We start from the raw sequence: 22,567 nt of genomic DNA, 5'->3' as shown, positions 1-22,567 counted from the left end.
TGCAAAGTGTATCGTCCAGCTACTATTACTCCGAATTCTGCCTGTTTGGTGCCGCGGCATGGCACTTTGGCGCAAGCACGGTGGTCATAGCCTGCGAACTTCATTCGGCACCTTCCTCTTAGGGATCCAGTCATGCTCCATTCCTTGCGCTTCGCCGCGCTGTTTAGCGGCCTTATTTTGAGTGCGTCCGCACTGGCGGTGGATATCGACGCCGCCAGTTATGGCTATCCCCTGACCAACCCGTTCGAGGCGACCATCGCCACGACTCCGCCGGACTTGCGCCCGGAACTGCCGTTGGACGACGACATCAATCAATCGGACCGCAGCGTCACTCTGCGTCCGGAGCGCGAGTTCATCCTGCCGGACAACTTCTGGCCGGTGAAGAAGCTGACCTACCGCATCGCCGAACAGGACAAACCCGCGCCGCTGATCTTCCTGATCGCCGGCACCGGCGCGCGCTTCGACAGCACCCTCAACGAATACCTGAAAAAGCTCTACTACAAGGCCGGCTACCACGTCGTGCAGCTGTCTTCACCGACCAGCTTCGACTTCATCAGCGCTGCGTCCCGCTTCGCTACGCCGGGCATTACAAAAGAAGACGCCGAAGACATGTACCGGGTGATGCAGGCCGTACGAGCGCAAAATCCGGATGTGCCGGTCACCGACTATTACCTCACCGGTTATAGCCTCGGTGCGCTGGATGCCGCATTCGTCGCGCACCTGGACGAGACCCGTCGCAGCTTCAACTTCAAGAAAGTTCTGCTGCTCAATCCGCCCGTCAATCTCTACACCTCTATTACCAACCTCGACAAACTCGTGCAGACCGAGGTTAAAGGCATCAACAACAGCACCACCTTTTATGAACTGGTGCTGGCCAAGCTGACCCGCTACTTCCAGCAGAAAGGCTACATCGATCTCAATGACGCCCTGCTTTACGACTTCCAGCAGTCCAAGCAGCATCTGAGCAACGAGCAGATGGCGATGTTGATCGGCACTTCGTTCCGCTTCTCGGCAGCCGACATTGCCTTTACCTCGGATCTGATCAACCGTCGCGGCCTGATCACCCCGCCGAAATACCCGATCACTGAAGGCACCAGCCTCACGCCGTTCCTCAAGCGTGCGCTGCAATGCGACTTCGATTGCTACCTGACCGAACAGGTCATTCCGATGTGGCGCGCGCGCACCGACGGCGGCAGCCTGCTGCAACTGATCGACCAGGTCAGCCTGTACGCACTCAAGGATTACCTGCACGACAGCCCGAAAATCGCGGTGATGCACAACGCCGACGACGTGATTCTCGGCCCGGGCGACCTCGGCTTCCTGCGCAAGACCTTCGGAGATCGCCTGACCGTTTATCCACTGGGCGGCCATTGCGGCAACATTAACTACCGCGTCAACAGCGACGCAATGCTGGAGTTCTTCCGTGGCTAAATATCTCCTGCTGGTAGCAGCGTTCCTCTGTGCAGGCGTGGCCCAGGCCGACAACAGCAAAGCCAACGCACCGGTGGTGGTCGACAGTGACGGTTTCAAGGAACCGCTGTCCAAACTCAAGTTCAACCCGGGCCTGGACCAGCGTGAATTCGAACGTTCGACGCTCAATGCGCTGGCCGTCTATGACCCGTTGGAGTCGTGGAACCGTCGGGTTTACCACTTTAACTATCGCTTCGACCAATGGGTGTTTCTGCCTGTAGTCGACGGCTATCGTTACGTCACGCCAGGTTTCCTGCGCACCGGCGTAAGCAACTTCTTCAACAACCTTGGCGATGTGCCGAACCTGGTCAACAGCCTGCTGCAGTTCAAAGGCCAGCGCTCGATGGAAACCACCGCGCGCCTGTTGCTCAACACCACGATCGGCATCGCCGGCCTGTGGGACCCGGCAACCGCCATGGGCCTGCCGCGTCAGAACGAAGACTTCGGTCAGACTCTGGGCTTCTACGGCGTACCGGGCGGCGCCTATTTCGTCCTGCCAATTTTCGGCCCATCCAACCTGCGTGACACCGCAGGTCTGGCCGTGGACTACACAACCGAATCGGCGATCAACTTCCTCAACGTCTCGGAAGTCAGCTCCAACCACCCGGAAGTCTGGGCCCTGCGCGCGGTGGACAAGCGCTACCAGACCGGCTTTCGCTACGGTCAGCTGAATTCACCGTTCGAGTACGAGAAAGTGCGCTACGTGTACACCGAGTCGCGCAAGTTGCAGATTGCCGAGTAGATCCGGCAGGTACAAAAAAGGCCATTCGATGCGAGTCGAATGGCCTTTTTCATGACACAACAACGGTAAAACTGTGGGAGCCAGTCTGCCAGCTCCCACAAGGTTATGGGTTCAACCTTTGACAGCTTTCCAGATCTTGCCGACGACCGTTACAACCGCCAGCACCACCGCACCGGCAATAATCCCCGCCACACCATTGAGCAGCACCGGCACCACAAACCCCGCGCTACCCGCCGCTGCGCCGACGCTTTCAATCCAGTGATGAACCACCGGCACGCCGTGGGTCAGGATGCCGCCGCCGACCAGGAACATCGCCGCCGTACCGATCACCGACAGAGCCTTCATCATGTAGGGCGCGGCGACGAGAATGCCGTTGCCGATTTTTTTGGCCATTTGCCCAGGCTTCTGGGTCAGCCACAGACCCAGGTCGTCGAGTTTGACGATGCCGGCCACCAGGCCATACACACCAATGGTCATGACAATAGCGATGCCGGACAGCACGATCACTTGCTGGGTCAGCGTGGCGCCAGCCACGGCACCCAGGGTGATGGCGATGATTTCTGCCGAAAGGATGAAGTCGGTGCGGATCGCGCCTTTGATCTTGTCCTTCTCGAACGCCACCAGATCAGTCGCAGGATCGGCTACGGCCGCGCTCAGTTGCGCGTGACCGGCGTCATCTTCAGCCTTGCTGTGCAGAAATTTGTGCGCGAGCTTTTCGAAGCCTTCGAAGCACAGATACGCACCACCGACCATCAACAGCGGCGTCACCAGCCACGGCACGAACGCACTGATCGCCAGCGCCGACGGCACCAGAATCAGTTTGTTGAGGAACGAGCCCTTGGCCACCGCCCACACCACAGGGATTTCCCGCTCGGCGCGCACGCCGGAGACCTGCTGGGCGTTGAGCGCCAAATCATCGCCAAGCACCCCGGCGGTCTTCTTGGCGGCCATTTTGGTCATCAACGCAACGTCATCCAGTACGGCGGCGATATCGTCGATCAACACCAGCAAACTGCTTCCTGCCATGAATCCTGTTTCCTTCTATGTATGAATGTTGCGAAGCATAACGCGACCGCAGGCCACATGGGGCATTGTTGAGCGCTGCGCGAGGCCGGTGCTACCATGCGCCACCGCCAGAACAGGCAAGGAACCACCGGGTTTATGAGCACAATCCGCGAGCGCAACAAAGAACTGATCCTGCGTGCTGCCAGTGAGGAGTTTGCCGACAAGGGCTTCGCTGCGACAAAAACCAGCGACATCGCCGCCAAGGCAGGATTGCCCAAGCCCAACGTCTACTACTACTTCAAGTCCAAGGAAAACCTCTACCGCGAGGTGTTGGAAAGCATCATTGTGCCGATCTTGCAGGCTTCGACTCCGTTCAACGCGGACGGCGTGCCGAGCGAAGTGCTCAGCGGCTACATCCGCTCGAAGATCCGCATCTCCCGCGACCTGCCCTTCGCGTCCAAGGTATTCGCCAGCGAAATCATGCACGGCGCCCCGCACCTGAGTGCCGACCTGGTCGAGCAACTCAACGGCCAGGCCAAGCACAACATCGACTGCATCCAGACCTGGATCGACCGCGGCCAGATTGCCCCGATCGACCCCAACCACCTGATGTTCAGCATCTGGGCCGCGACCCAGACCTACGCCGACTTCGACTGGCAGATCTCGGCAATCACCGGCAAGGACAAGCTGGATGAAGCGGATTATGAAGCCGCGGCGCAGACGATAATTCGGTTGGTGTTGAAGGGGTGTGAGCCGGATTGAGACCGAGTCGCGGCCATCGCTGGCAAGCCAGCTCCCTCAGGTTTCTGTGCCGAACACAAATTCTGTGAACGACACTGGTCCCTGTGGGAGCTGGCTTGCCAGCGATAGGGGCAACCCGGTGTCAGATCAAATCCAAATGGCATCCCACAGGGGATAGTCGCCGAGCTTCTCAACCAGACCTGCCCGTAGTGGGTTGGCGACGATATACCGCGCCATTTTCACCAAATCATCCTCCTTTCGAAGTGCCCGGTCATGATAGCCCTGCTGCCATAGCTGCCCACTTCTGCCACTACAAAGATTCACCTCCCGAGTAATCAGGGACTTGGTCTCGCGCATCAGCTTGCGCAGTGAGCAGTTCTCCAACTCAACGAGCCAATGAACGTGGTCGGGCATGACTACCCACGCCAGTGATTTTGCCAACCCAAGATCTTGTGCCCGGCGCAATTGGTGAACTACCAATCTACCCAAAGCAAAATCGGCAAAAACCGGCTCGCGACTCAGTGTATTGGTTGTCAGTAGATAGACTCTGTTGGGCTCGGCATAGCGGCCGGCTCGCAGACGATGTGATGCGGGGAAATCAGGCAATCCATTGCCCCTTCATGATGAGTTCATCAGAAGGCTAGACCTCAGTGATCCATCTGGCTGATTTAGTCTTTTTTCTTCATGTGTCCATCAAGCCGCCATCGCTGGCAAGCCAGCTCCCACAGGTTTTTGAGTCGAACGCAGAACGGGTGAACGACACAAAACCTTGTGGGATCTGGCTTGCCAGCGATGACTATCGGTCAGACGCTAAAGATCAAGCAGCCACCCCCCCATCCGCCCTCAGATCCAGCGCCTGCACCGCTTTGATCGCCACCTGCTCATCAATGTCCGACAGGTCGCCGCTAATCCCGATCGCACCCAGCAAATTCCCCGCCTGATCGCGGATCAACACACCGCCCGGTGCCGGTACGACGCTACCCTGCCCCGTGCTGTTGAGTGCCGCGAAGAATGCCGGGCGTTGTTGAGCATCCACTGCCAGCAGGCGTGAGCCCTTGCCCAGCGCAATCGCGCCCCAGGCTTTGCCGATGGCGATCTGCGGGCGCAGCAGGCTGGCGCCGTCTTCGCGTTGCAGGGTGATCAGGTGGCCGCCGGTATCGAGTACCGCGATGGTCAACGGCGCGGCATTGATGCCCCGCCCTGCGCTGATGGCTTCGTTGACCAGGTTGACTGCGACTTTCAAGGTTAAAGCGCTCATGGGGCCGTCCTCATTTTGTTATAGGGAAAGTCGTGGAGCTGCGCTTAAGTGCCGCAGTCCGATGCAACAAATAGAACACAATGAGTTATTTTTTTGTATACAATAATTCTCGAAAAGCGCCACATGCGACGAAAAGCCACAGCAGAACCGGCTTCCGACGAATGAAACAGTCGCTTGAGAAAATGGATTGACCTGCGCCGTCCGCCGTGAATACACTCTGCGCAAAGCCACTTGTATACAATTACAAAACGTAAAGAGGCACAAAACCATGAGCAAAATGAGAGCAATCGAAGCCGCCGTTCTGGTGATGCGCCGTGAAGGGGTTGATACCGCTTTTGGCATTCCGGGCGCTGCAATCAACCCGCTGTACTCCGCCTTGCAGAAAGTCGGTGGCATCGATCACGTCCTTGCTCGCCACGTTGAAGGCGCCTCGCACATGGCCGAGGGCTACACCCGCACCAAGGCCGGCAACATCGGCGTGTGCATCGGGACTTCCGGCCCTGCCGGTACCGACATGGTCACCGGGCTCTACAGCGCCTCGGCCGACTCGATTCCAATCCTGTGCATTACCGGCCAGGCACCCCGCGCCCGTATGCACAAGGAAGACTTCCAGGCTGTCGACATCACCAGCATCGTCAAGCCAGTCACCAAGTGGGCGACCACTGTTCTGGAACCGGGCCAAGTGCCGTACGCGTTCCAGAAAGCGTTCTTTGAAATGCGCTCCGGCCGACCAGGCCCTGTGCTGATCGATCTGCCGTTCGACGTACAAATGGCTGAAATCGAATTCGACATCGACGCTTACCAGCCTCTGCCGCTGGCCAAGCCGACCGCGACCCGCGTTCAGGTCGAGAAGGCTTTGGCCCTGCTCGATCAGGCTGAGCGCCCACTGCTGGTGGCCGGCGGTGGCATCATCAACGCCGATGCCAGCGATCTGCTGGTCGAGTTCGCTGAACTGACCGGTATTCCGGTCATCCCGACTCTGATGGGCTGGGGCACCATCCCGGACGATCACCCGTTGATGGTCGGCATGGTCGGTCTGCAGACTTCGCACCGCTACGGCAACGCGACCATGCTGAAATCCGACGTGGTGTTGGGTATCGGTAACCGTTGGGCCAACCGTCACACCGGTTCGGTTGACGTCTATACCGAAGGTCGCAAGTTCATTCACGTCGACATCGAAGGCACGCAGATCGGCCGCGTATTCACACCGGATCTGGGCATCGTGTCCGACGCCGCTGCCGCGCTGACCGTGTTCATCGAAGTCGCCCGTGAGTGGCAAGCGGCCGGCAAGCTGAAAAATCGCAGTGCCTGGCTGCAGGATTGCCAGCAGCGCAAAGCCAGCCTGCACCGCAAGACCCACTTCGACAACGTGCCGGTCAAACCGCAGCGCGTGTATGAAGAGATGAACCAGGTGTTCGGCAAAGACACCTGCTACGTCAGCACCATTGGTCTGTCGCAGATTGCCGGCGCGCAGTTCCTGCACGTCTACAAGCCGCGTCACTGGATCAACTGCGGTCAGGCTGGCCCGTTGGGCTGGACCATTCCGGCCGCACTGGGCGTGGTCAAGGCCGATCCGAGCCGTAAAGTCGTGGCCCTGTCGGGGGACTATGACTTCCAGTTCATGATCGAAGAACTGGCGGTCGGCGCTCAGTTCAAACTGCCTTACATCCACGTCGTGGTGAACAACTCGTACCTGGGCCTGATTCGTCAGGCACAGCGTGGGTTTGAAATGGACTACTGCGTGCAGCTGTCCTTCGATAACCTCAACGCGCCGGAACTCAACGGTTACGGTGTTGACCACGTCGCAGTTGCCGAAGGCCTGGGCTGTAAGGCACTGCGTGTGTTCGAACCATCGGAAATCGCCCCTGCCTTGCGCAAGGCCGAACAGATGATCGAAGAGTTCAAGGTGCCGGTGATCGTCGAGATCATTCTGGAGCGTGTGACCAACATCTCCATGGGTACCGAGATCAACGCCGTCAACGAATTCGAAGACCTGGCGCTGGTCGGCAACGATGCGCCAACGGCGATTTCGCTGCTTGATTGAACGTAATTAGCTCCCTCTCCCCCCGGGAGAGGGCTGGGGTGAGGGAAAGGTTTTGCGGTGCTCGCAAAATCGGGATCAGACTCAGGATTCCCCCTCACCCTAACCCTCTCCCCCAGGAGAGGGGACTGATTGCGTTCAGTCTGACCCACCGTGTCAAATCCGTTTTTAGGAGACCACCATGCCGCGTTTCGCAGCCAACCTGTCCATGCTGTTCACCGAACAGGATTTCCTTGCCCGTTTCGACGCCGCCGCCAAGGCTGGTTTCAGTGGTGTTGAATACCTGTTCCCGTACGACTTCAGCTCTGCCGAAATCAAGGCCAGGCTCGACGCCAACGGTCTGACCCAAGTGCTGTTCAACCTGCCGGCCGGTGACTGGGCCAAGGGCGAGCGCGGTATCGCGTGCCTGCCGGATCGGGTTGAAGAGTTCCGCGCCGGGGTTGATCTGGCGATTGCTTACGCACAAGTGCTGGGCAACACCCAGATCAACTGCCTGGCCGGTATTCGTCCGCAGGGCGTTGACGATGCCACCGTTGAAAAGACCTTTGTCGCCAACCTCAAGTACGCCGCCGACAAGCTGCAAGCAGCGGGCATCAAACTGGTGATGGAAGCGATCAACACCCGTGACATTCCGGGCTTCTACCTGAACAACACGGCGCAAGCCCTGTCGATTCGCGAGCAGGTCGGCAGCGCCAATCTGTTCCTGCAATACGACATCTATCACATGCAAATCATGGAAGGCGATCTGGCCCGCACCCTGCAATCGCACCTGGGCGAGATCAACCATGTGCAGCTCGCGGACAACCCGGGCCGTAACGAGCCGGGCACCGGTGAAATCAACTACCGCTTCCTGTTCGAACACCTTGATCGCATCGGTTATCAGGGTTGGGTTGGCTGTGAATACAAACCACTGACCACCACTGAGGCGGGTCTGGGCTGGCTGAAAACCCACAACGCAATTTAAGAACACTGCAAAAACCCTGTGGGAGCGAGCCTGCTCGCGAAGAGGCCGGCACATTCACCATCAGTGGCGCCTGGCATATCGCATTCGCGAGCAGGCTCGCTCCCACATAAAAGCAACTCCCCCTATTTGCTTGAGCAAGACAAAAACAAGAGGATTTTCTCATGGCTAAAATCGGATTTATCGGCACCGGCATCATGGGCCACCCAATGGCGGCGAACCTGCAGAAAGCCGGTCACAGCCTGTTCCTGTCGGCGCACCACGACGCCGCGCCTGCCGACCTGGTTGCCGCCGGCGCCGTCGCTTTGGCCAATCCGCGCGAAGTCGCGCAGGAAGCTGAATTCATCATCGTCATGGTCCCGGATACCCCGCAGGTCGATGACGTGCTGTTCCGCGCCGACGGCGTTGCGGCCGGCATCAGCAAAGGCAAAATCGTCATCGACATGAGCTCGATCTCGCCGACCGCCACCAAGGCTTTCGCAGCGAAGATCAACGAGAAAGGCGCGCAATACCTCGACGCGCCAGTGTCCGGCGGTGAAGTCGGCGCCAAAGCCGCGACCCTGAGCATCATGATCGGTGGCGACGCCGACGCCTTCGAACGCGCATTGCCGCTGTTCCAGGCCATGGGCAAGAACATCACCCTGGTCGGTGGCAATGGCGACGGTCAGACCGCCAAGGTCGCCAACCAGATCATCGTTGCCCTGAACATCCAGGCTGTCGCCGAAGCGCTGCTGTTCGCTTCGAAAAACGGTGCGGATCCAGCCAAGGTGCGTGAAGCGCTGATGGGTGGTTTTGCCTCGTCCAAGATTCTCGAAGTACACGGCGAGCGCATGATCAAAGGCACCTTCGATCCAGGCTTCCGCATCAGCCTGCACCAGAAGGACCTGAACCTGGCCCTGCAGGGCGCCAAGGAGCTGAACATCAACCTGCCGAACACCGCCAACACTCAGCAAGTGTTCAGCACCTGCGCGGCGATCGGTGGCAGCAACTGGGACCACTCGGCGCTGATCAAGGGTCTGGAACACATGGCCAACTTCTCGATTCGCGACAAGAAATAATCTGCGCCTATGGCTCGCTCCCTGTGGGAGCGGGCTTGCCCGCGATGGCATCAACTCGGTCTGCCTGAACGACCGCAGCGCCTGAATCGCTGGCAAGCCAGCTCCCACAAGGACCGCGTCGCTACACCGTTGTCGCTTTATCCCAATAACAAGAATTCCGGGAGCCCGCCATGTCGGTCGATCCGCAACAACTGCTGCGCGAGCTGTTTGCCACAGCCATCGACGCGGCCCATCCGCAGCAAGTCCTCGAAGCCCATCTGCCAGCCGATCGTACCGGTCGGGTGATCGTCATCGGCGCCGGCAAAGCCGCCGCCGCCATGGCGCAAGTGGTCGAGCGCTGCTGGCAGGGTGAAGTATCTGGCCTGGTTGTGACCCGTTACGGTCACGGCGCCCCGTGCGAAAAAATCGAAGTGGTCGAAGCCGCGCATCCGGTGCCGGACGCTGCCGGTCTGGCCGTAGCCAAACGCGTGCTGGACCTGGTCAGCAACCTGAGCGAAGACGACCGCGTGATATTCCTGCTGTCCGGTGGCGGCTCTGCCTTGCTCGCCCTGCCAGCCGAAGGCATCACGCTTGCCGACAAGCAGTCGATCAACAAAGCCCTGCTCAAATCCGGCGCGACCATCGGCGAGATGAACTGCGTGCGCAAGCACCTCTCGGCGATCAAGGGAGGCCGACTCGGCAAGGCCTGCTGGCCGGCGACTGTTTATACCTATGCGATTTCCGATGTACCGGGCGACCTCGCCACGGTCATCGCTTCCGGCCCGACCGTGGCCGACCCGAGCACGTCAGCCGAAGCCTTGGCGATCATCAAGCGCTACGGCATCGAGATCCCGGCGTCGGTACGCAACTGGTTGCTAAGCCCCGAGTCGGAAACCGTCAAACCCGGCGACCCGAGCCTGGCTCGCAGTCATTTCCAGTTGATCGCCCGCCCGCAGCAATCGCTGGATGCCGCCGCGGTGAAATGCCGTCAGGCCGGTTTCAGCACGCTGATCCTCGGCGACCTGGAAGGTGAGTCGCGCGAAGTGGCGAAAGTCCACGCCGGCATCGCCCGCCAGATCATCAACCACGGCCAGCCACTGGCTGCGCCGTGCGTGATTCTCTCCGGCGGCGAAACCACCGTGACCGTGCGCGGCAATGGACGTGGCGGCCGCAATGCCGAATTCCTCCTGAGCCTGACCGACAGCCTCAAGGGCCAGCCCGGCGTCTACGCCTTGGCCGGTGACACTGACGGCATCGACGGCTCGGAAGACAACGCCGGCGCCATCATGACCCCGGACAGCTACGTTCGCGCCGCCGCCCTTGGCCTGAGCGCCAGCGACGAACTGGATAACAACAACGGCTACGGCTACTTCCAGGCACTCGACGCGCTGATCGTCACTGAGCCGACCCGCACCAACGTCAACGACTTCCGCGCCATTCTGATCCTTGAGAACTCTAAATCATGACGCCTGATAAAAAGGTCAAAATCCTCGCCACCCTCGGGCCTGCGGTCGATGGCATCGACGCTATCCGCGAACTGGTCGAGGCCGGGGTCAATATCTTCCGCCTCAACTTCAGCCACGGTGATCACGCCGACCACGCCAAGCGCTATCAGTGGATCCGCGAAGTCGAGCGCCAGCTCAACTATCCGCTGGGCATTCTGATGGACCTGCAAGGGCCGAAACTGCGCGTCGGCAAATTCGCTGACGGCAAGGTGCAGTTGCATCGCGGCCAGGCATTCCGCCTCGATCTGGACGCAACACCGGGCGATGAGCGCCGGGTCAACCTGCCCCATCCGGAGATTATCGAAGCGCTGGAAGCGGGCATGGATCTGCTGCTCGACGACGGCAAACTGCGCCTGCGCGTGGTCACCAAATACGCCGACGCGATCGACACCACCGTGCTCAATGGCGGCGAACTGTCGGATCGCAAAGGCGTGAACGTGCCACAAGCGGTGCTCGAACTCAGCCCGCTGACCGCCAAGGATCGCCGTGACCTGAGTTTCGGTCTGGAGCTGGGTGTGGATTGGGTCGCGCTGTCGTTTGTGCAGCGCCCGCAAGACATTCTCGAGGCTCGCACACTGATCGGTGACAAAGCGTTCCTGATGGCAAAAATCGAGAAGCCGTCGGCGGTTGAGCAACTGCGTGAAATCGCCGAACTGAGCGACGCGATCATGGTGGCTCGCGGTGATCTGGGCGTAGAAGTCCCGGCCGAGAGCGTGCCGCAGATCCAGAAAAACATCATCACTACTTGCCGCGAACTCGGCAAACCTGTCGTCGTCGCGACGCAAATGCTCGAGTCGATGCGCTTCTCCCCTGCCCCGACTCGCGCCGAAGTCACCGACGTTGCCAACGCGGTGGCCGAAGGTGCCGATGCGGTCATGCTGTCGGCGGAAACCGCGTCCGGCGAGTATCCGCTGGAAGCTGTGCAGATGATGAGCAAGATCATCCGCCAGGTGGAAAACGGACCGGATTATCAGACGCAACTGGACGTCAGTCGGCCGAAGGCTGAGGCCACCGTGTCCGATGCGATCAGTTGCGCGATCCGGCGCATCAGCAACGTGTTGCCGGTGGCCGTTTTGGTCAACTACAGCGAGTCGGGCGCATCGAGCCTGCGTGCATCGCGGGAACGGCCGAAAGCACCGATCCTCAACCTGACACCGAACCTGCAGACCGCGCGCCGTTTGAGCGTGGCATGGGGCATTCACTCGGTGGTCAACGATCGCCTGCGTCAGGTCGATGAAGTCTGCTCGACCGCGCTGGAAATCGCCCAGGCGCAGGGAATGGCCGAGCGTGGTGACACGCTGCTGATCACTGCCGGCGTGCCGTTTGGGCAGCCAGGGTCGACGAACTCGCTGCGTATCGAAACATTGATTTAAGCCACACCGTTTCAAGCTCAAAAAGCACCTGGGGGGATAGCGGTAATTCCTTCAATCAAAATGCTTGAGCGCTACAACTGGCCTCATCGCCAGCAGGCTGGCTCCCACATGGGTTTTGTGTCGTTCACAAGATCAAGACTGAACAGAGATTCAGTGTGGGAGCCAGCCTGCTGGCGATGCGGGTGACCCGGTTTCCCTGACTTTCAGAACTGCCATGCCTGCCAAACATTTCAATACCCACTGCCCCGACTGGGCCGAGGCTTTGCTCAACGGTTTCAGTCAGATATTCCTCCAGCGCCATCCACTGTGCGGCCTGCTGTGTTTGCTGGCGATCCTGCTGACCGCGCCTGTGTTATTCGCCGGTGCGCTGCTGGGCGCCGTCGCCGGATTGCTCACCGCGCAACGGCGCAACTACGCCAAGGCTGATCGCCAGGCCGGGTTGTTCAGTTACAACGGCGTTCTGCTTGGTTTGTTGCTGAGCCTGTATTTCCCGTGGTCACCGCTGCTGCCGCCGCTGATTCTCGCCGCCGGCGGCTTGAGCGCGATGCTCACGCAACAATGGCTCAAACATGTGTACCGCAACCGATCCATACCGGCCTACACCTCGCCGTTCGTGGCCATGAGTTGGGGGTTACTGCTGTTCGCCGAACCGTCGGCGCCGGTGGCTCACGTCGAGATGAACCTGCTCAATCTGTTCGCAGCCGAGTTCAAAGGGCTCGGACAGGTGATGTTCCTCGGGCATCCATTGGCCGGGGGGTTGATTGCCATCGGTTTGCTGATCGCTGATCGCCGCGCTTTTGCCTGGGCACTGCTGGCTTCTGCAATCGGTCTGGCGTCCAGTTTGCTGCACCACGAAACCAGTTCCGCGCTGCTGGGCCTGGGCAGCTACAACGCCGTGCTCGCCGCCCTCGCCTTCAGTGCTCAACGCGAACAACCATGGTTGCCATTGCTCGGTATCGTCCTGGCATTGCTGATCACCCCGCTGTTCGCCGCCATGGGTCTGGCCACATTGACCGCGCCGTTCATCCTGGCCTGCTGGCTGATCCGCGCCGGTATCCAGATGCTTGGCAAAGCCAACGTCGACAGCACGCCTTGCGCTCAGGGGGAGAATCAACCTAGGCTGCGCTGATCTTTGATTCAGGCATTATTCATGGACAGCAGCAGCAACTGGCGTGAACGGCTTTACGTCATGATTTTCCAGAGCGACACCCTCGCCGGACGGCGCTTCGACGGCATTTTGCTGTTGATCATCCTCGCCAGTCTGGTGATCGTGATGCTCGACAGCATCGACAGCATTCACCAGAACTACGCCAACGTGCTGGCCTACATCGAGTGGGGTTTCACGATCATCTTTCTCGGTGAGTACATCCTGCGTCTTTACTGTTCGCCCAAGCCGCTGCGCTATGCGTTCAGTTTTTACGGGCTGGTGGATTTGCTGGCGATCGTGCCGGGCATTCTCGCGCTGTATTACAGCGATGCGCAGTATCTGCTGATTATTCGCATCATCCGCATGTTGCGGATTTTCCGCGTGCTCAAGCTCAGTCCGTACCTCAAGCAAGCCAATTACCTGATGTCGGCGCTGCGCGGCAGCAAACAGAAAATCGTGGTGTTTTTGGTCAGTGTCTGCACGCTGGTGACGGTGTTCGGTACGTTGATGTACGTGATCGAAGGCCCGGAGCACGGTTTCACCAGCATTCCCAAAGGCATCTATTGGGCTATCGTGACGCTGACCACCGTGGGTTTTGGCGACATCGTGCCGAAAACACCTCTGGGTCAGGTGATTTCGTCGCTGGTGATGATCACCGGTTACTCGATCATCGCCGTGCCTACCGGGATTTTCACCGCCGAACTGGCCAACGCCATGCGCGGTGAACAGCTGCAACATGATTGCCCTGTGTGCAAGAAAAACAGCCACGAACATGGCGCCGCGTTTTGCTCGCGATGTGGCAACGCGCTGTTCAAAAAAAGGGAATAAGCAAAGAGTTTTTTAATCTTTAAACGACTATGTCCGACCCGTTATAGTCAGTGGCAATTAAACATCACTCCCCTGTAGCAGACACAACAAGGAATGCGCAGTGAAAAAACTCTTTGGCGCCTCACTTCTCGCCGCTGGTCTCGCGTTCGGCAGCGTGGCTCAAGCCGCACCGACCCTGCTCAACGTTTCGTACGACGTGATGCGCGATTTCTACAAGGACTACAACACTGCGTTCCAGAAACACTGGCAAGCCGAGCACAACGAAAACATCACTGTGCAGATGTCCTTCGGCGGTTCGAGCAAACAGGCGCGATCGGTGATCGACGGCCTGCCGGCTGACGTCATCACCATGAACATGGCAACTGACATCAACGCCCTCGCCGACAACGGCCAACTGGTGCCGGAGAACTGGGTCACACGCCTGCCGAACAACAGCGCGCCGTTCACTTCCGCCACCGTGTTCATCGTCCGCAAAGGCAACCCGAAAGCCCTGAAAGACTGGCCGGATCTGCTCAAGGACGGCGTACAAGTGATCGTGCCGAACCCGAAAACGTCGGGCAACGGCCGCTATACCTACCTGTCGGCATGGGGCTATGTGCTGAAGAACGGCGGTGACGAGAACAAGGCCAAGGACTTCGTCGGCAAACTGTTCAAGCAAGCGCCGGTGCTCGATACCGGTGGTCGCGCCGCCACCACCACCTTCATGACCAACCAGATCGGCGACGTGCTGGTGACCTTCGAGAACGAAGCCGAAATGATCGCCCGCGAGTTTGGCCGTGATCAGTTTGAAGTCGTCTACCCAAGTGTCTCCGCTGAGGCCGAGCCACCGGTTTCCGTGGTCGACAAAGTCGTCGACAAGAAAGGCTCGCGTGCGGCGGCTGATGAATATCTGAAGTACCTGTGGTCGCCACAAGGTCAGGAAATTGCTGCCGCCAACTACCTGCGCCCGCGTGATCCGGCGGTGCTGGCGAAGTACACCGATCGTTTCCCGAAAGTCGATTTCCTGTCGGTGGAGAAGACTTTTGGTGACTGGCGCACCGTGCAGAAGACTCACTTCAATGACGGAGGGGTGTTTGATCAGATTTACACGGGGCAGTAAGGCTTAAGTAGCAATGAAAAAGGCGACCTCGGCAGGTCGCCTTTTTTGTGTCCAGCATCCCCTCATCCCAGCCCTCTCCCGAGGGAGAGGGCTGGGATGAGGGGGAGCGTGTGATCATAAGCACGCTATCGAACAGATGTAAGTGAATGTATCATCGGCGCTCACCAGTCGGACGCCAGTCCATCCAGAATGAAACGCTGAAACACCCCAACATTGCGCACCTTGATAACTGATATCAACCAAAGGCGTCTTCTGTCCGCCCGGTTTGTCCCATAGCCTCACCGCATTCCTTTCGCTGGATCGAGAAACCCTATGACCGCCACGACTCACGCAATGACCCGAGGCATGGTGCTGCTGTTCGCTTTTTGCTGCGGCGCCATCGTTGCCAACATCTACTACGCGCAGCCGATCATCGGCCTGATCGCGCCGGACATCGGTCTGACCGACACCATGGCCAGTTTCATCGTCTCGCTGACGCAGATCGGCTACGCGCTGGGCCTGTTCTTTCTGGTGCCGTTGGCGGACCTGCTGGAAAACCGGCGGTTGATGATCATCACCACGATAGTCGCTATCGCCAGCCTGCTGGCTGCGGCGTTCACCGATCAACCCAACCTGTTTCTGCTGATCTCGTTGCTGGTGGGCTTCAGTTCGGTGTCGGTGCAGATCCTGATTCCATTGGCCGCGCATCTGGCGCCTGAGGAGTCTCGCGGTCGCGTTGTCGGCGCAATCATGGGCGGTTTGTTGCTGGGCATCCTGTTGGCGCGGCCGGTATCGAGCGTGGTGGCCGACCACTTGGGCTGGCGCGCGATGTTCATGATCGCGGCGGCGCTGATGGCGGCGATCAGCGTAGTGTTGGCGCTGACAGTCCCCAAGCGTCAACCGGATCACAGCGCGTCCTATGGACAACTGCTCGGCTCGCTGTGGACGCTGCTGCGCCAGCAACCGGTGCTGCGTCAGCGTGCGTTTTATCAGGGCTGCATGTTCGCCGCGTTCAGCCTGTTCTGGACCGCAGTGCCGCTGGAACTGGCGCGCAATCATGGCCTGTCGCAAACCGAGATTGCGATCTTCGCCCTGGTCGGTGCCATCGGTGCCATCGCCGCGCCAATCAGCGGCCGCCTGGCCGACGCCGGCCACACCCGAATCGCGTCCTTGCTGGCCATGCTGTTCGCCAGCCTGAGCTTCCTGCCCGCCTTCATCCACCCGGCCTACAGCGTCATCGGCCTGGCCGTGACCGGCGTCGTCCTCGACTTCTGCGTGCAGATGAACATGGTGCTCGGCCAGCGTGCGGTGTATTCGCTGGACGCGAAAAGCCGTGGTCGTCTGAACGCGCTGTACATGACCAGTATCTTCATCGGCGGCGCTTTCGGCTCGTCGGTGGCCAGCGCGGTGTATGAGCATGGCGGTTGGTTATGGATCGTGATTGTCGGCAGCGTATTTCCGTTGCTGGCGTTGCTGCGATTTTTGAGTGCGTCGCGAAGACGGTCGCTGGCGACAGCGTAAAAATGCAAGAGCAGAGCGGGCATATCCGCCCGCGATGCCATTTAACGCTGAATCAATTTCAAGACTGTCACATAAATTTTCGTTTATTGCGATTTTCGTTTAATTCGAATAACGTTTCTGGCATCTCCATTTAGATTGCTGGAACATCCCTATGTCGATAGTCATTCAACCCGCCATCAACCTCCCCGTTGAACGCGAAGTCAAAGCCGCCGTCGAGGGCAAACGTGCGCTGGCCGCTTACCTTGCAACTCAATTCGAAACCCAGCACATCCAGATTTTCGATGAGCAGAACGAAGCCCACCTTGTCGAATTGCCCACCTCCGCCCTGCGCCTTTTGGTCGACATCCTTGCTGCGCTGGCAGAAGGCAATGCCGTCAAGGTAGTACCGATCCACGCTGAATTGACCACGCAGGAAGCTGCCGACCTGCTTAACGTCTCACGCCCGCACCTGATAAAGCTGTTGGAAAGCGGCGAGTTGTCCTACCACAAAACAGGCAAGCACCGACGTGTGCGTTTTGCCGATTTGATGGACTATAAAACCCGGCGAGACACCGCCAGCGAGCAGGCAATGAAGCTTCTCGCAGAGCAGGCACAGGCACTAAGGACAGGATACGAGTGAGGCACTCCTCTTTCACCGCTGTATACGATGCATGTGTTTTGTACCCGGCTCCGTTGAGAGACTTTCTGATGTGGCTCGTGCTCTCCGGCAGGTTTCGAGCGCGATGGACGAAGGAGATTCACTGCGAATGGAAACGCAATCTATTGAAGAACCGAACTGACCTGACAATGGAGCAACTGGATCGAACATCGGACCTAATGGATCGTGCGATCCCCGAAGCCTGCGTCATTGACTATGAGGATCTCGTCACGGGACTGACATTGCCAGACAGAGATGACCGCCATGTTCTGGCGGCCGCCATACGTTGTGGAGCGGGTGTGATCGTGACCTTTAACCTTAAAGACTTTCCCGATGAGCTCTTGGCTCCTTTTGGCATCGAGGCGCAACATCCAGATGAGTTTGTCGAAAATCTATTTCATCTGGATCCGTCAGCCGTTGTTGCAGCCGCTCAGCGTCAGCGCCAGCAACTGAAAAACCCTGTCATGGATATCGATTCGTTTCTGAATCTTCTGCAACGGCAGGGGCTGTCCCGATCGGTTCAGGAACTTGCAAGCTATCGCGCGATTCTGTGAGCTCCCAACAGACACACAGCAAAACGGCGATCCGAAGATCGCCGTTTTCATTTACTGCCCGAATTTCTTGCCCAACCCCGGAGGCACGCCGTGGATGTTGGTGTCTTCCCATGGGCCGTTGGGGCTGACGGCGCGGCTCCAGCCGTTGTTCCAGCGGTAGTAGGTGCGCTGGCGATAGAACGTATTGGTCTGATCGTCGAGGACGTAGACGCCGAGTTTCTGATCCCAGTGGCTGTTGCCGCCCGGTGGTGGGGCGAAGCTGGACGAGGTGCGCGGGACGGGTTTTGCCGGTTTGGCCGGGATGCTTTTGCCTGGGGTCGGCGAAGTCGACGGGGTCGGGCTTGGCTGTGATGGCGGAATCGGCGGCAGGTTGGTGGTCGGTTCCGGTCGTTGCTGCACCGCACATGCACTCATGCCCAGGGCCAGTGTGAGGACTGTGATTCGGGCGATGGTGTGCATGTCGGTGCTTTCCTCTGGTTCCGGTTATTTATCCGGGCTGTCGATGGTCAGTTTTTGCAGTGCGGTGGTGCTGCTGGGCAAAGGCCCGCTGCGACCGACCCATTCGCCAGCAGTTGGCTGGCCGGCACGGGAGACGCGCGCTACCAGTTGGACTTCAGGGAAGTTCGACAGTTTCAACTGCGGCATCATCGCATCGGCATCGCCTAGCTCAACAGTCACTGGCAGATCAGCCACGGTCAGGCGCTTGGCCGCCAATGGCGCCGGCGGACCGGACGTAGCGCGGGCGAAAATGAACACGCTGTCGCCCGGTTGCACCTTGCCTTTGAGTTCGCTGGCCAGATCGACGCTGACCTTCAACAACGCGGCTTTCGGCGCTGTGGCCTCAGCGACTGTGCCGCCACTGGCCTTGAGACGCTCGGATGCACGCTCGATTCCGCCTTGCAGCGCGGCCCGGGATTTGTCGTCCGGCGGCAGTTGCGCCAGTAAGCGGTTCCAGTAATCGATGGCTTGCTGATAACGCTCGCCTTCAAACGCGGCGATGCCGAGCAGGCCGAGGCTGGTCACTTCTTTCGGATCAGCCTTCAGTGCTTCGTCGGTCAGGGCCTGAATCTTGTCCGACCACTTTTTACCGTCGGCAAAATACTGTGCCTGCGCCCACTGACCAAGCAACTCCGGTTGGCGACCGGCGAGGTTGGCAGCGCGCTCGAACATCTTCGCCGCGTCCGCGGGACGCTCCTGAGCCATGTAGGTACGGCCGAGGAAGTAGAGGCCTTCAGCGGAATCCGGTTGCGCCGCAACGGCGCGCTCCAGACGCTGGGTCATCTCTTCCATCGACTGCGGCGCCTGGGCGAATTCGCGGGTCAGTTCAACCTTGTCGGCGGCGCCAAAGTGCAAGTACAGCGCCAGGCCCAATACCGGCACCAACACGGCAGCCAGCAGCGGCAACGGCTTGCCCAGTCGGGACACCCGCGGCGCAACGACGCCTTCGGTATCGGCGAGCAGTTCACGCGCGGCTTCAGCGCGGCCGCTGTCCATTTGCACGGCATCGAGTACGCCTTCGGCCTGTTGCGTTTGCAACTCGGCAACGCGCTCCTGATAGAGCGCGACGTTCAGGGCAGTTCGATCCTCTTCACGCTGGGCGCGACGTTCACGCAATACCGGGATCAGCAGAAAACTCAGGGCGACCAGTAGCAACAGCCCTGCGGCGAGCCAGAAATCAATCATTCTTGGTTTTATCCAACAGTTGGTCGAGGCGCTGACGTTCTTCGGCAGACAGCGATTGCGGTGTCTCGGCGCGTTGTCCGCGACGGCGGCGGACGATCACGGCGATCACCACAAAACCACCGAGCAGCAGACCGGCCGGGCCAAACCACAGCAGCGCGGTCTTGGCGTTCAGCGCGGGTTTGTAGCGGACGAAATCACCGTAGCGATCGACCATGAAGTCGATGATCTGCTGATTGTCCTTGCCCTCGCCCAGCATGCGGAAAATCTCTTTGCGCAGGTCAGCGGCAATCGGTGCATTGGAGTCAGCGATGTCCTGATTCTGGCACTTGGGGCAACGCAGTTCCTTGGTCAATTCGCGGAAGCGCTCGCGATCACCTTCTTTGGCAAACTCGTAAGTATCGATGGCGGCGTGAGCCACGCCGACCAGACTCAAACCCAGCACCAGGGCAGCCAAAAAGCGCTTCATGGCTTGGCCTCATCGACCAGCGCCTGGTACTTGGCCGCGAGTTTTTCGCGCCAGACCTGCTCGTCGATCACACCGACGTACTTGTCGCGGATGATGCCCTTGGCGTCGATGAAAAAGGTTTCCGGCGCACCATAAACACCGAGGTTCAAGCCCAGCGAGCCATCGTCGTCACGGATATCGAGCTGATAAGGATTGTGGAACTCGGCCAGCCACTTCAAGGCATCGGCGTTGGTGTCCTTGTAGTTGATGCCGTAGATCACCACCCCGCGCTCGGCGAGCTTGTTCAGCACTGGATGCTCGACCCGGCAGGAAATGCACCAGGTGCCCCAGACGTTGACCAGTGCCGGTTTGCCGAGAACATCGGCTTTGGTCAGGGTTTTATCACCCTGCACGTTTGGCAGGGAAAACTCCGGAAATGGCTTGTTGATCATGGCCGACGGCAGTTCCGCCGGATCGAGGTACAAACCGCGATAAAGGAATACCGCCACCAGCAGAAAAATCGCCAGGGGCACCAGCATCAACCAACGTCTCATGCAGCCGCTCCTTCCATGCCCAGCGCTTCACGCACACGGGCTTTAACCTTGACTCGATAGCGTCGATCCATCGCCGCCAGCAACCCGCCGAAACCTGTCAGCAAGCCGCCGAACCAGATCCAGCGCACGAACGGTTTGACGTGTACGCGCACCGCCCAGGCGCCGTTTTCCAGCGGTTCACCCAATGCGACGTAGAGGTCACGGGTGAAACCGGCGTCGATTCCGGCTTCGGTCATCACCGAATTCTGCACCGTATACAGACGCTTCTCAGGGTGCAGCACGCTGATTTCCTTGCCGTCGCGGATCACCCGGATTGTGCCTTTGTCGGACGTGAAGTTCGGCCCTTCGAAGTGCTTGGCGCCTTCGAACACAAACTGATATCCGCCCAGATCCATCGACTCGCCCGGTGCCAGACGCAGGTCTCGCTCGGCACTGTTTTGGCTCGACAACACCACGCCCAACGCGCAAACGGCGATACCGAGGTGAGCGATCTGCATGCCCCAATAGCTGCGAGTCAGCGTTGGCAGGCCTTTGATCAGGCCTTTGTGGCGCGTCTTGTCGAAGATGTCGCGCACACCGGCGAGCAATACCCACGCGGCGAGCAGGAAGGTGGCGATCACCGCCCAGTTGAAATCGCCGTAAGCAATACCGGCGATCACGGCCAAAGCAACGCTGCCGAGCAGCACCGGGGCCAGCATGTTCAACAGCCATTTCACCGGAGTGTCTTTCCAGCGCACGAGCATGCCCACTGCCATCACCATCATCAACAACGCCATCAACGGAATGAACAGCGCGTTGAAGTACGGCGGGCCGACCGACAGTTTGGCGCCGCTCAAGGCATCAAGAATCAGCGGATACAAGGTGCCAAGCAGGATCATTGACGCCGCCACGACCAGTACCAGGTTGTTGCCCAGCAGCAGTGTTTCACGCGACCACAGGTTGAACCCGACCTGGCTTTTTACGACCGGTGCGCGCAACGCGAACAGGGTCAGCGAACCACCGACGACAAACAGCAGGAAGATCAGGATGAACACGCCGCGCTCCGGGTCGGACGCAAATGCATGCACCGAAGTCAGCACACCGGAACGTACCAGGAACGTACCGAGCAGGCTCAGCGAGAAAGCGGCAATCGCCAGCAACACCGTCCAGCTTTTAAACACGCCACGTTTCTCGGTAACCGCCAGCGAGTGAATCAGCGCGGTGCCGACCAGCCATGGCATGAACGAGGCGTTTTCCACCGGGTCCCAGAACCACCAGCCGCCCCAGCCGAGCTCGTAGTAAGCCCACCACGATCCGAGGGTGATACCGATACCGAGAAAGGCCCAGGCAACGATGGTCCAGGGACGCGACCAGCGCGCCCACGCCGCATCAAGACGACCGCCCATCAATGCCGCGATGGCGAACGCGAACGCCACCGAAAACCCGACGTAACCCATGTACAACATCGGCGGATGAACAATCAGGCCGATGTCTTGCAACAAGGGATTCAGGTCGGCGCCATCGCTGGGCATTTGCGGCAGGATGCGTTGAAACGGGTTGGAGGTGAGGATCAGGAACAGCAGAAAACCGATGCTGATCATGCCCATCACCGCCAGCACACGGGCGAGCATCACTTGCGGCAACTGGCGCGAGAACACCGACACGGCGAACGTCCAGCCGCCAAGGATCATTGCCCACAGCAGCAACGAGCCTTCGTGGGCACCCCACACCGCGCTGAATTTGTAATACCACGGCAACGCGCTGTTGGAGTTATTGGCCACATAAGCCACGGAGAAGTCATCGACCATGAACGCGTAGGTCAGGCAGCCGAAGGCGAACAGCAGAAACGCGAACTGCCCCCACGCGGCCGGCTGGGCCAGACTCATCCAGAAACGGTCACCGCGCCAGGCACCGACCAATGGCACCACGGCCTGCACCAGCGCAAAACACAGCGCCAGAATCATCGCCAGATGGCCGAGCTCGGGAATAAAGATTGCGGAAGTCATCA

The 22,567-nt window shown here is 59.4% G+C and carries 22 protein-coding genes; 14 read left to right on the top strand and 8 right to left on the bottom strand.

Features of this window, described 5'->3' with window-relative positions; translation table 11 throughout:
• Window positions 1-132: 132 nt before the first annotated feature.
• Both H8B20_RS02550 and H8B20_RS02545 read left to right on the top strand, forming a co-directional pair.
• Window positions 133-1,431 carry a serine/threonine protein kinase gene (locus tag H8B20_RS02550; RefSeq protein WP_042558282.1) on the top strand — a complete coding sequence of 433 codons (1,299 nt, stop codon included), beginning with the start codon at window positions 133-135 and terminating at the stop codon, window positions 1,429-1,431.
• A complete protein-coding gene (locus H8B20_RS02545; protein ID WP_047300299.1) occupies window positions 1,424-2,212 on the top strand; it encodes an MlaA family lipoprotein in 789 nt (262 codons plus the stop codon). The genes H8B20_RS02550 and H8B20_RS02545 overlap by 8 nt, the downstream gene beginning before the upstream one ends.
• A gap of 111 nt (window positions 2,213-2,323) precedes the next feature.
• Here H8B20_RS02545 and H8B20_RS02540 read toward each other — a convergent pair whose 3' ends face one another.
• Window positions 2,324-3,238, bottom strand: a complete 915-nt coding sequence (locus H8B20_RS02540; protein WP_210622262.1) for a DUF808 domain-containing protein — start codon at window positions 3,236-3,238, stop codon at window positions 2,324-2,326.
• Window positions 3,239-3,373: 135 nt separating this feature from the next.
• Between H8B20_RS02540 and H8B20_RS02535 the strand changes: the two genes are divergently transcribed.
• Entirely contained in the window at window positions 3,374-3,979 is a 606-nt protein-coding gene (locus H8B20_RS02535; RefSeq protein ID WP_042558279.1) for a TetR/AcrR family transcriptional regulator, read from the top strand.
• 126 nt (window positions 3,980-4,105) lie between these two features.
• Here H8B20_RS02535 and H8B20_RS02530 read toward each other — a convergent pair whose 3' ends face one another.
• Window positions 4,106-4,564 carry an REP-associated tyrosine transposase gene (locus H8B20_RS02530; RefSeq protein WP_210622261.1) on the bottom strand — a complete coding sequence of 153 codons (459 nt, stop codon included), beginning with the start codon at window positions 4,562-4,564 and terminating at the stop codon, window positions 4,106-4,108.
• Window positions 4,565-4,775: 211 nt separating this feature from the next.
• Complete coding sequence (locus H8B20_RS02525; RefSeq protein ID WP_115147802.1) at window positions 4,776-5,216, bottom strand: GlcG/HbpS family heme-binding protein; 441 nt, start codon at window positions 5,214-5,216, stop codon at window positions 4,776-4,778.
• Between the two features lie 268 nt (window positions 5,217-5,484).
• Here H8B20_RS02525 and gcl point away from each other — a divergent pair, with 268 nt between their 5' ends.
• The 11 genes from gcl (at window position 5,485) to H8B20_RS02470 (ending at window position 17,898) form a co-directional block, all read left to right on the top strand.
• Window positions 5,485-7,260: a glyoxylate carboligase gene (gene gcl / locus H8B20_RS02520; protein ID WP_007919935.1), complete on the top strand. Its 1,776-nt coding sequence runs from the start codon at window positions 5,485-5,487 to the stop codon at window positions 7,258-7,260.
• A 178-nt stretch (window positions 7,261-7,438) separates the two neighbouring features.
• Complete coding sequence (gene hyi / locus H8B20_RS02515) at window positions 7,439-8,221, top strand: hydroxypyruvate isomerase (protein ID WP_016987505.1); 783 nt, start codon at window positions 7,439-7,441, stop codon at window positions 8,219-8,221.
• 161 nt (window positions 8,222-8,382) lie between these two features.
• Window positions 8,383-9,276: a 2-hydroxy-3-oxopropionate reductase gene (locus H8B20_RS02510; RefSeq protein ID WP_042558274.1), complete on the top strand. Its 894-nt coding sequence runs from the start codon at window positions 8,383-8,385 to the stop codon at window positions 9,274-9,276.
• Window positions 9,277-9,446: 170 nt separating this feature from the next.
• Window positions 9,447-10,721 carry a glycerate kinase type-2 family protein gene (locus H8B20_RS02505; protein WP_210622260.1) on the top strand — a complete coding sequence of 425 codons (1,275 nt, stop codon included), beginning with the start codon at window positions 9,447-9,449 and terminating at the stop codon, window positions 10,719-10,721.
• Window positions 10,718-12,133, top strand: a complete 1,416-nt coding sequence (gene pyk / locus H8B20_RS02500) for a pyruvate kinase (protein WP_210622259.1) — start codon at window positions 10,718-10,720, stop codon at window positions 12,131-12,133. The genes H8B20_RS02505 and pyk overlap by 4 nt, the downstream gene beginning before the upstream one ends.
• A gap of 214 nt (window positions 12,134-12,347) precedes the next feature.
• Window positions 12,348-13,262, top strand: a complete 915-nt coding sequence (locus H8B20_RS02495; RefSeq protein WP_210622258.1) for an urea transporter — start codon at window positions 12,348-12,350, stop codon at window positions 13,260-13,262.
• A 21-nt stretch (window positions 13,263-13,283) separates the two neighbouring features.
• Window positions 13,284-14,108, top strand: a complete 825-nt coding sequence (locus H8B20_RS02490; protein ID WP_210622257.1) for an ion transporter — start codon at window positions 13,284-13,286, stop codon at window positions 14,106-14,108.
• 100 nt (window positions 14,109-14,208) lie between these two features.
• Window positions 14,209-15,207, top strand: a complete 999-nt coding sequence (locus H8B20_RS02485; RefSeq protein ID WP_210622256.1) for a sulfate ABC transporter substrate-binding protein — start codon at window positions 14,209-14,211, stop codon at window positions 15,205-15,207.
• 312 nt (window positions 15,208-15,519) lie between these two features.
• Entirely contained in the window at window positions 15,520-16,707 is a 1,188-nt protein-coding gene (locus H8B20_RS02480; protein WP_210622255.1) for an MFS transporter, read from the top strand.
• Between the two features lie 151 nt (window positions 16,708-16,858).
• Window positions 16,859-17,326, top strand: a complete 468-nt coding sequence (locus tag H8B20_RS02475) for a helix-turn-helix domain-containing protein (RefSeq protein ID WP_042558267.1) — start codon at window positions 16,859-16,861, stop codon at window positions 17,324-17,326.
• Complete coding sequence (locus H8B20_RS02470; RefSeq protein WP_210622254.1) at window positions 17,323-17,898, top strand: VapC50 family PIN domain-containing toxin; 576 nt, start codon at window positions 17,323-17,325, stop codon at window positions 17,896-17,898. The genes H8B20_RS02475 and H8B20_RS02470 overlap by 4 nt, the downstream gene beginning before the upstream one ends.
• 51 nt (window positions 17,899-17,949) lie before the next feature.
• Here the strand turns inward: H8B20_RS02470 and H8B20_RS02465 are convergent, their stop codons facing one another.
• Genes H8B20_RS02465 through H8B20_RS02445 form a run of 5 tightly spaced genes read right to left on the bottom strand, consistent with a single transcriptional unit; the run spans window position 17,950 to window position 22,565 of the window.
• Window positions 17,950-18,357, bottom strand: coding sequence for a hypothetical protein (locus tag H8B20_RS02465; RefSeq protein WP_210622253.1), 408 nt, complete (start codon window positions 18,355-18,357; stop codon window positions 17,950-17,952).
• Window positions 18,358-18,381: 24 nt separating this feature from the next.
• Window positions 18,382-19,581: a c-type cytochrome biogenesis protein CcmI gene (gene ccmI, locus H8B20_RS02460; RefSeq protein WP_210622252.1), complete on the bottom strand. Its 1,200-nt coding sequence runs from the start codon at window positions 19,579-19,581 to the stop codon at window positions 18,382-18,384.
• A complete protein-coding gene (locus H8B20_RS02455) occupies window positions 19,574-20,047 on the bottom strand; it encodes a cytochrome c-type biogenesis protein (protein WP_042558263.1) in 474 nt (157 codons plus the stop codon). The genes ccmI and H8B20_RS02455 overlap by 8 nt, the downstream gene beginning before the upstream one ends.
• Window positions 20,044-20,580 (bottom strand): DsbE family thiol:disulfide interchange protein, encoded by a 537-nt coding sequence (locus tag H8B20_RS02450; RefSeq protein ID WP_210622251.1) that lies wholly within the window; start codon window positions 20,578-20,580, stop codon window positions 20,044-20,046. Before H8B20_RS02450 ends, H8B20_RS02455 begins: the two co-directional genes overlap by 4 nt.
• The gene (locus H8B20_RS02445) at window positions 20,577-22,565 is read right to left on the bottom strand and encodes a heme lyase CcmF/NrfE family subunit (RefSeq protein WP_210622250.1); all 1,989 of its coding nucleotides are present in this window, start codon (window positions 22,563-22,565) and stop codon (window positions 20,577-20,579) included. Before H8B20_RS02445 ends, H8B20_RS02450 begins: the two co-directional genes overlap by 4 nt.
• Window positions 22,566-22,567 lie beyond the last annotated feature (2 nt).

The sequence above is a fragment of the Pseudomonas sp. P42 genome, assembly GCF_017973755.1.
Taxonomy (GTDB): domain Bacteria; phylum Pseudomonadota; class Gammaproteobacteria; order Pseudomonadales; family Pseudomonadaceae; genus Aquipseudomonas; species Aquipseudomonas iridis.
Note: the sequence above shows the minus strand (reverse complement) of the source record. Positions and strands in the feature narration are given on the sequence as shown.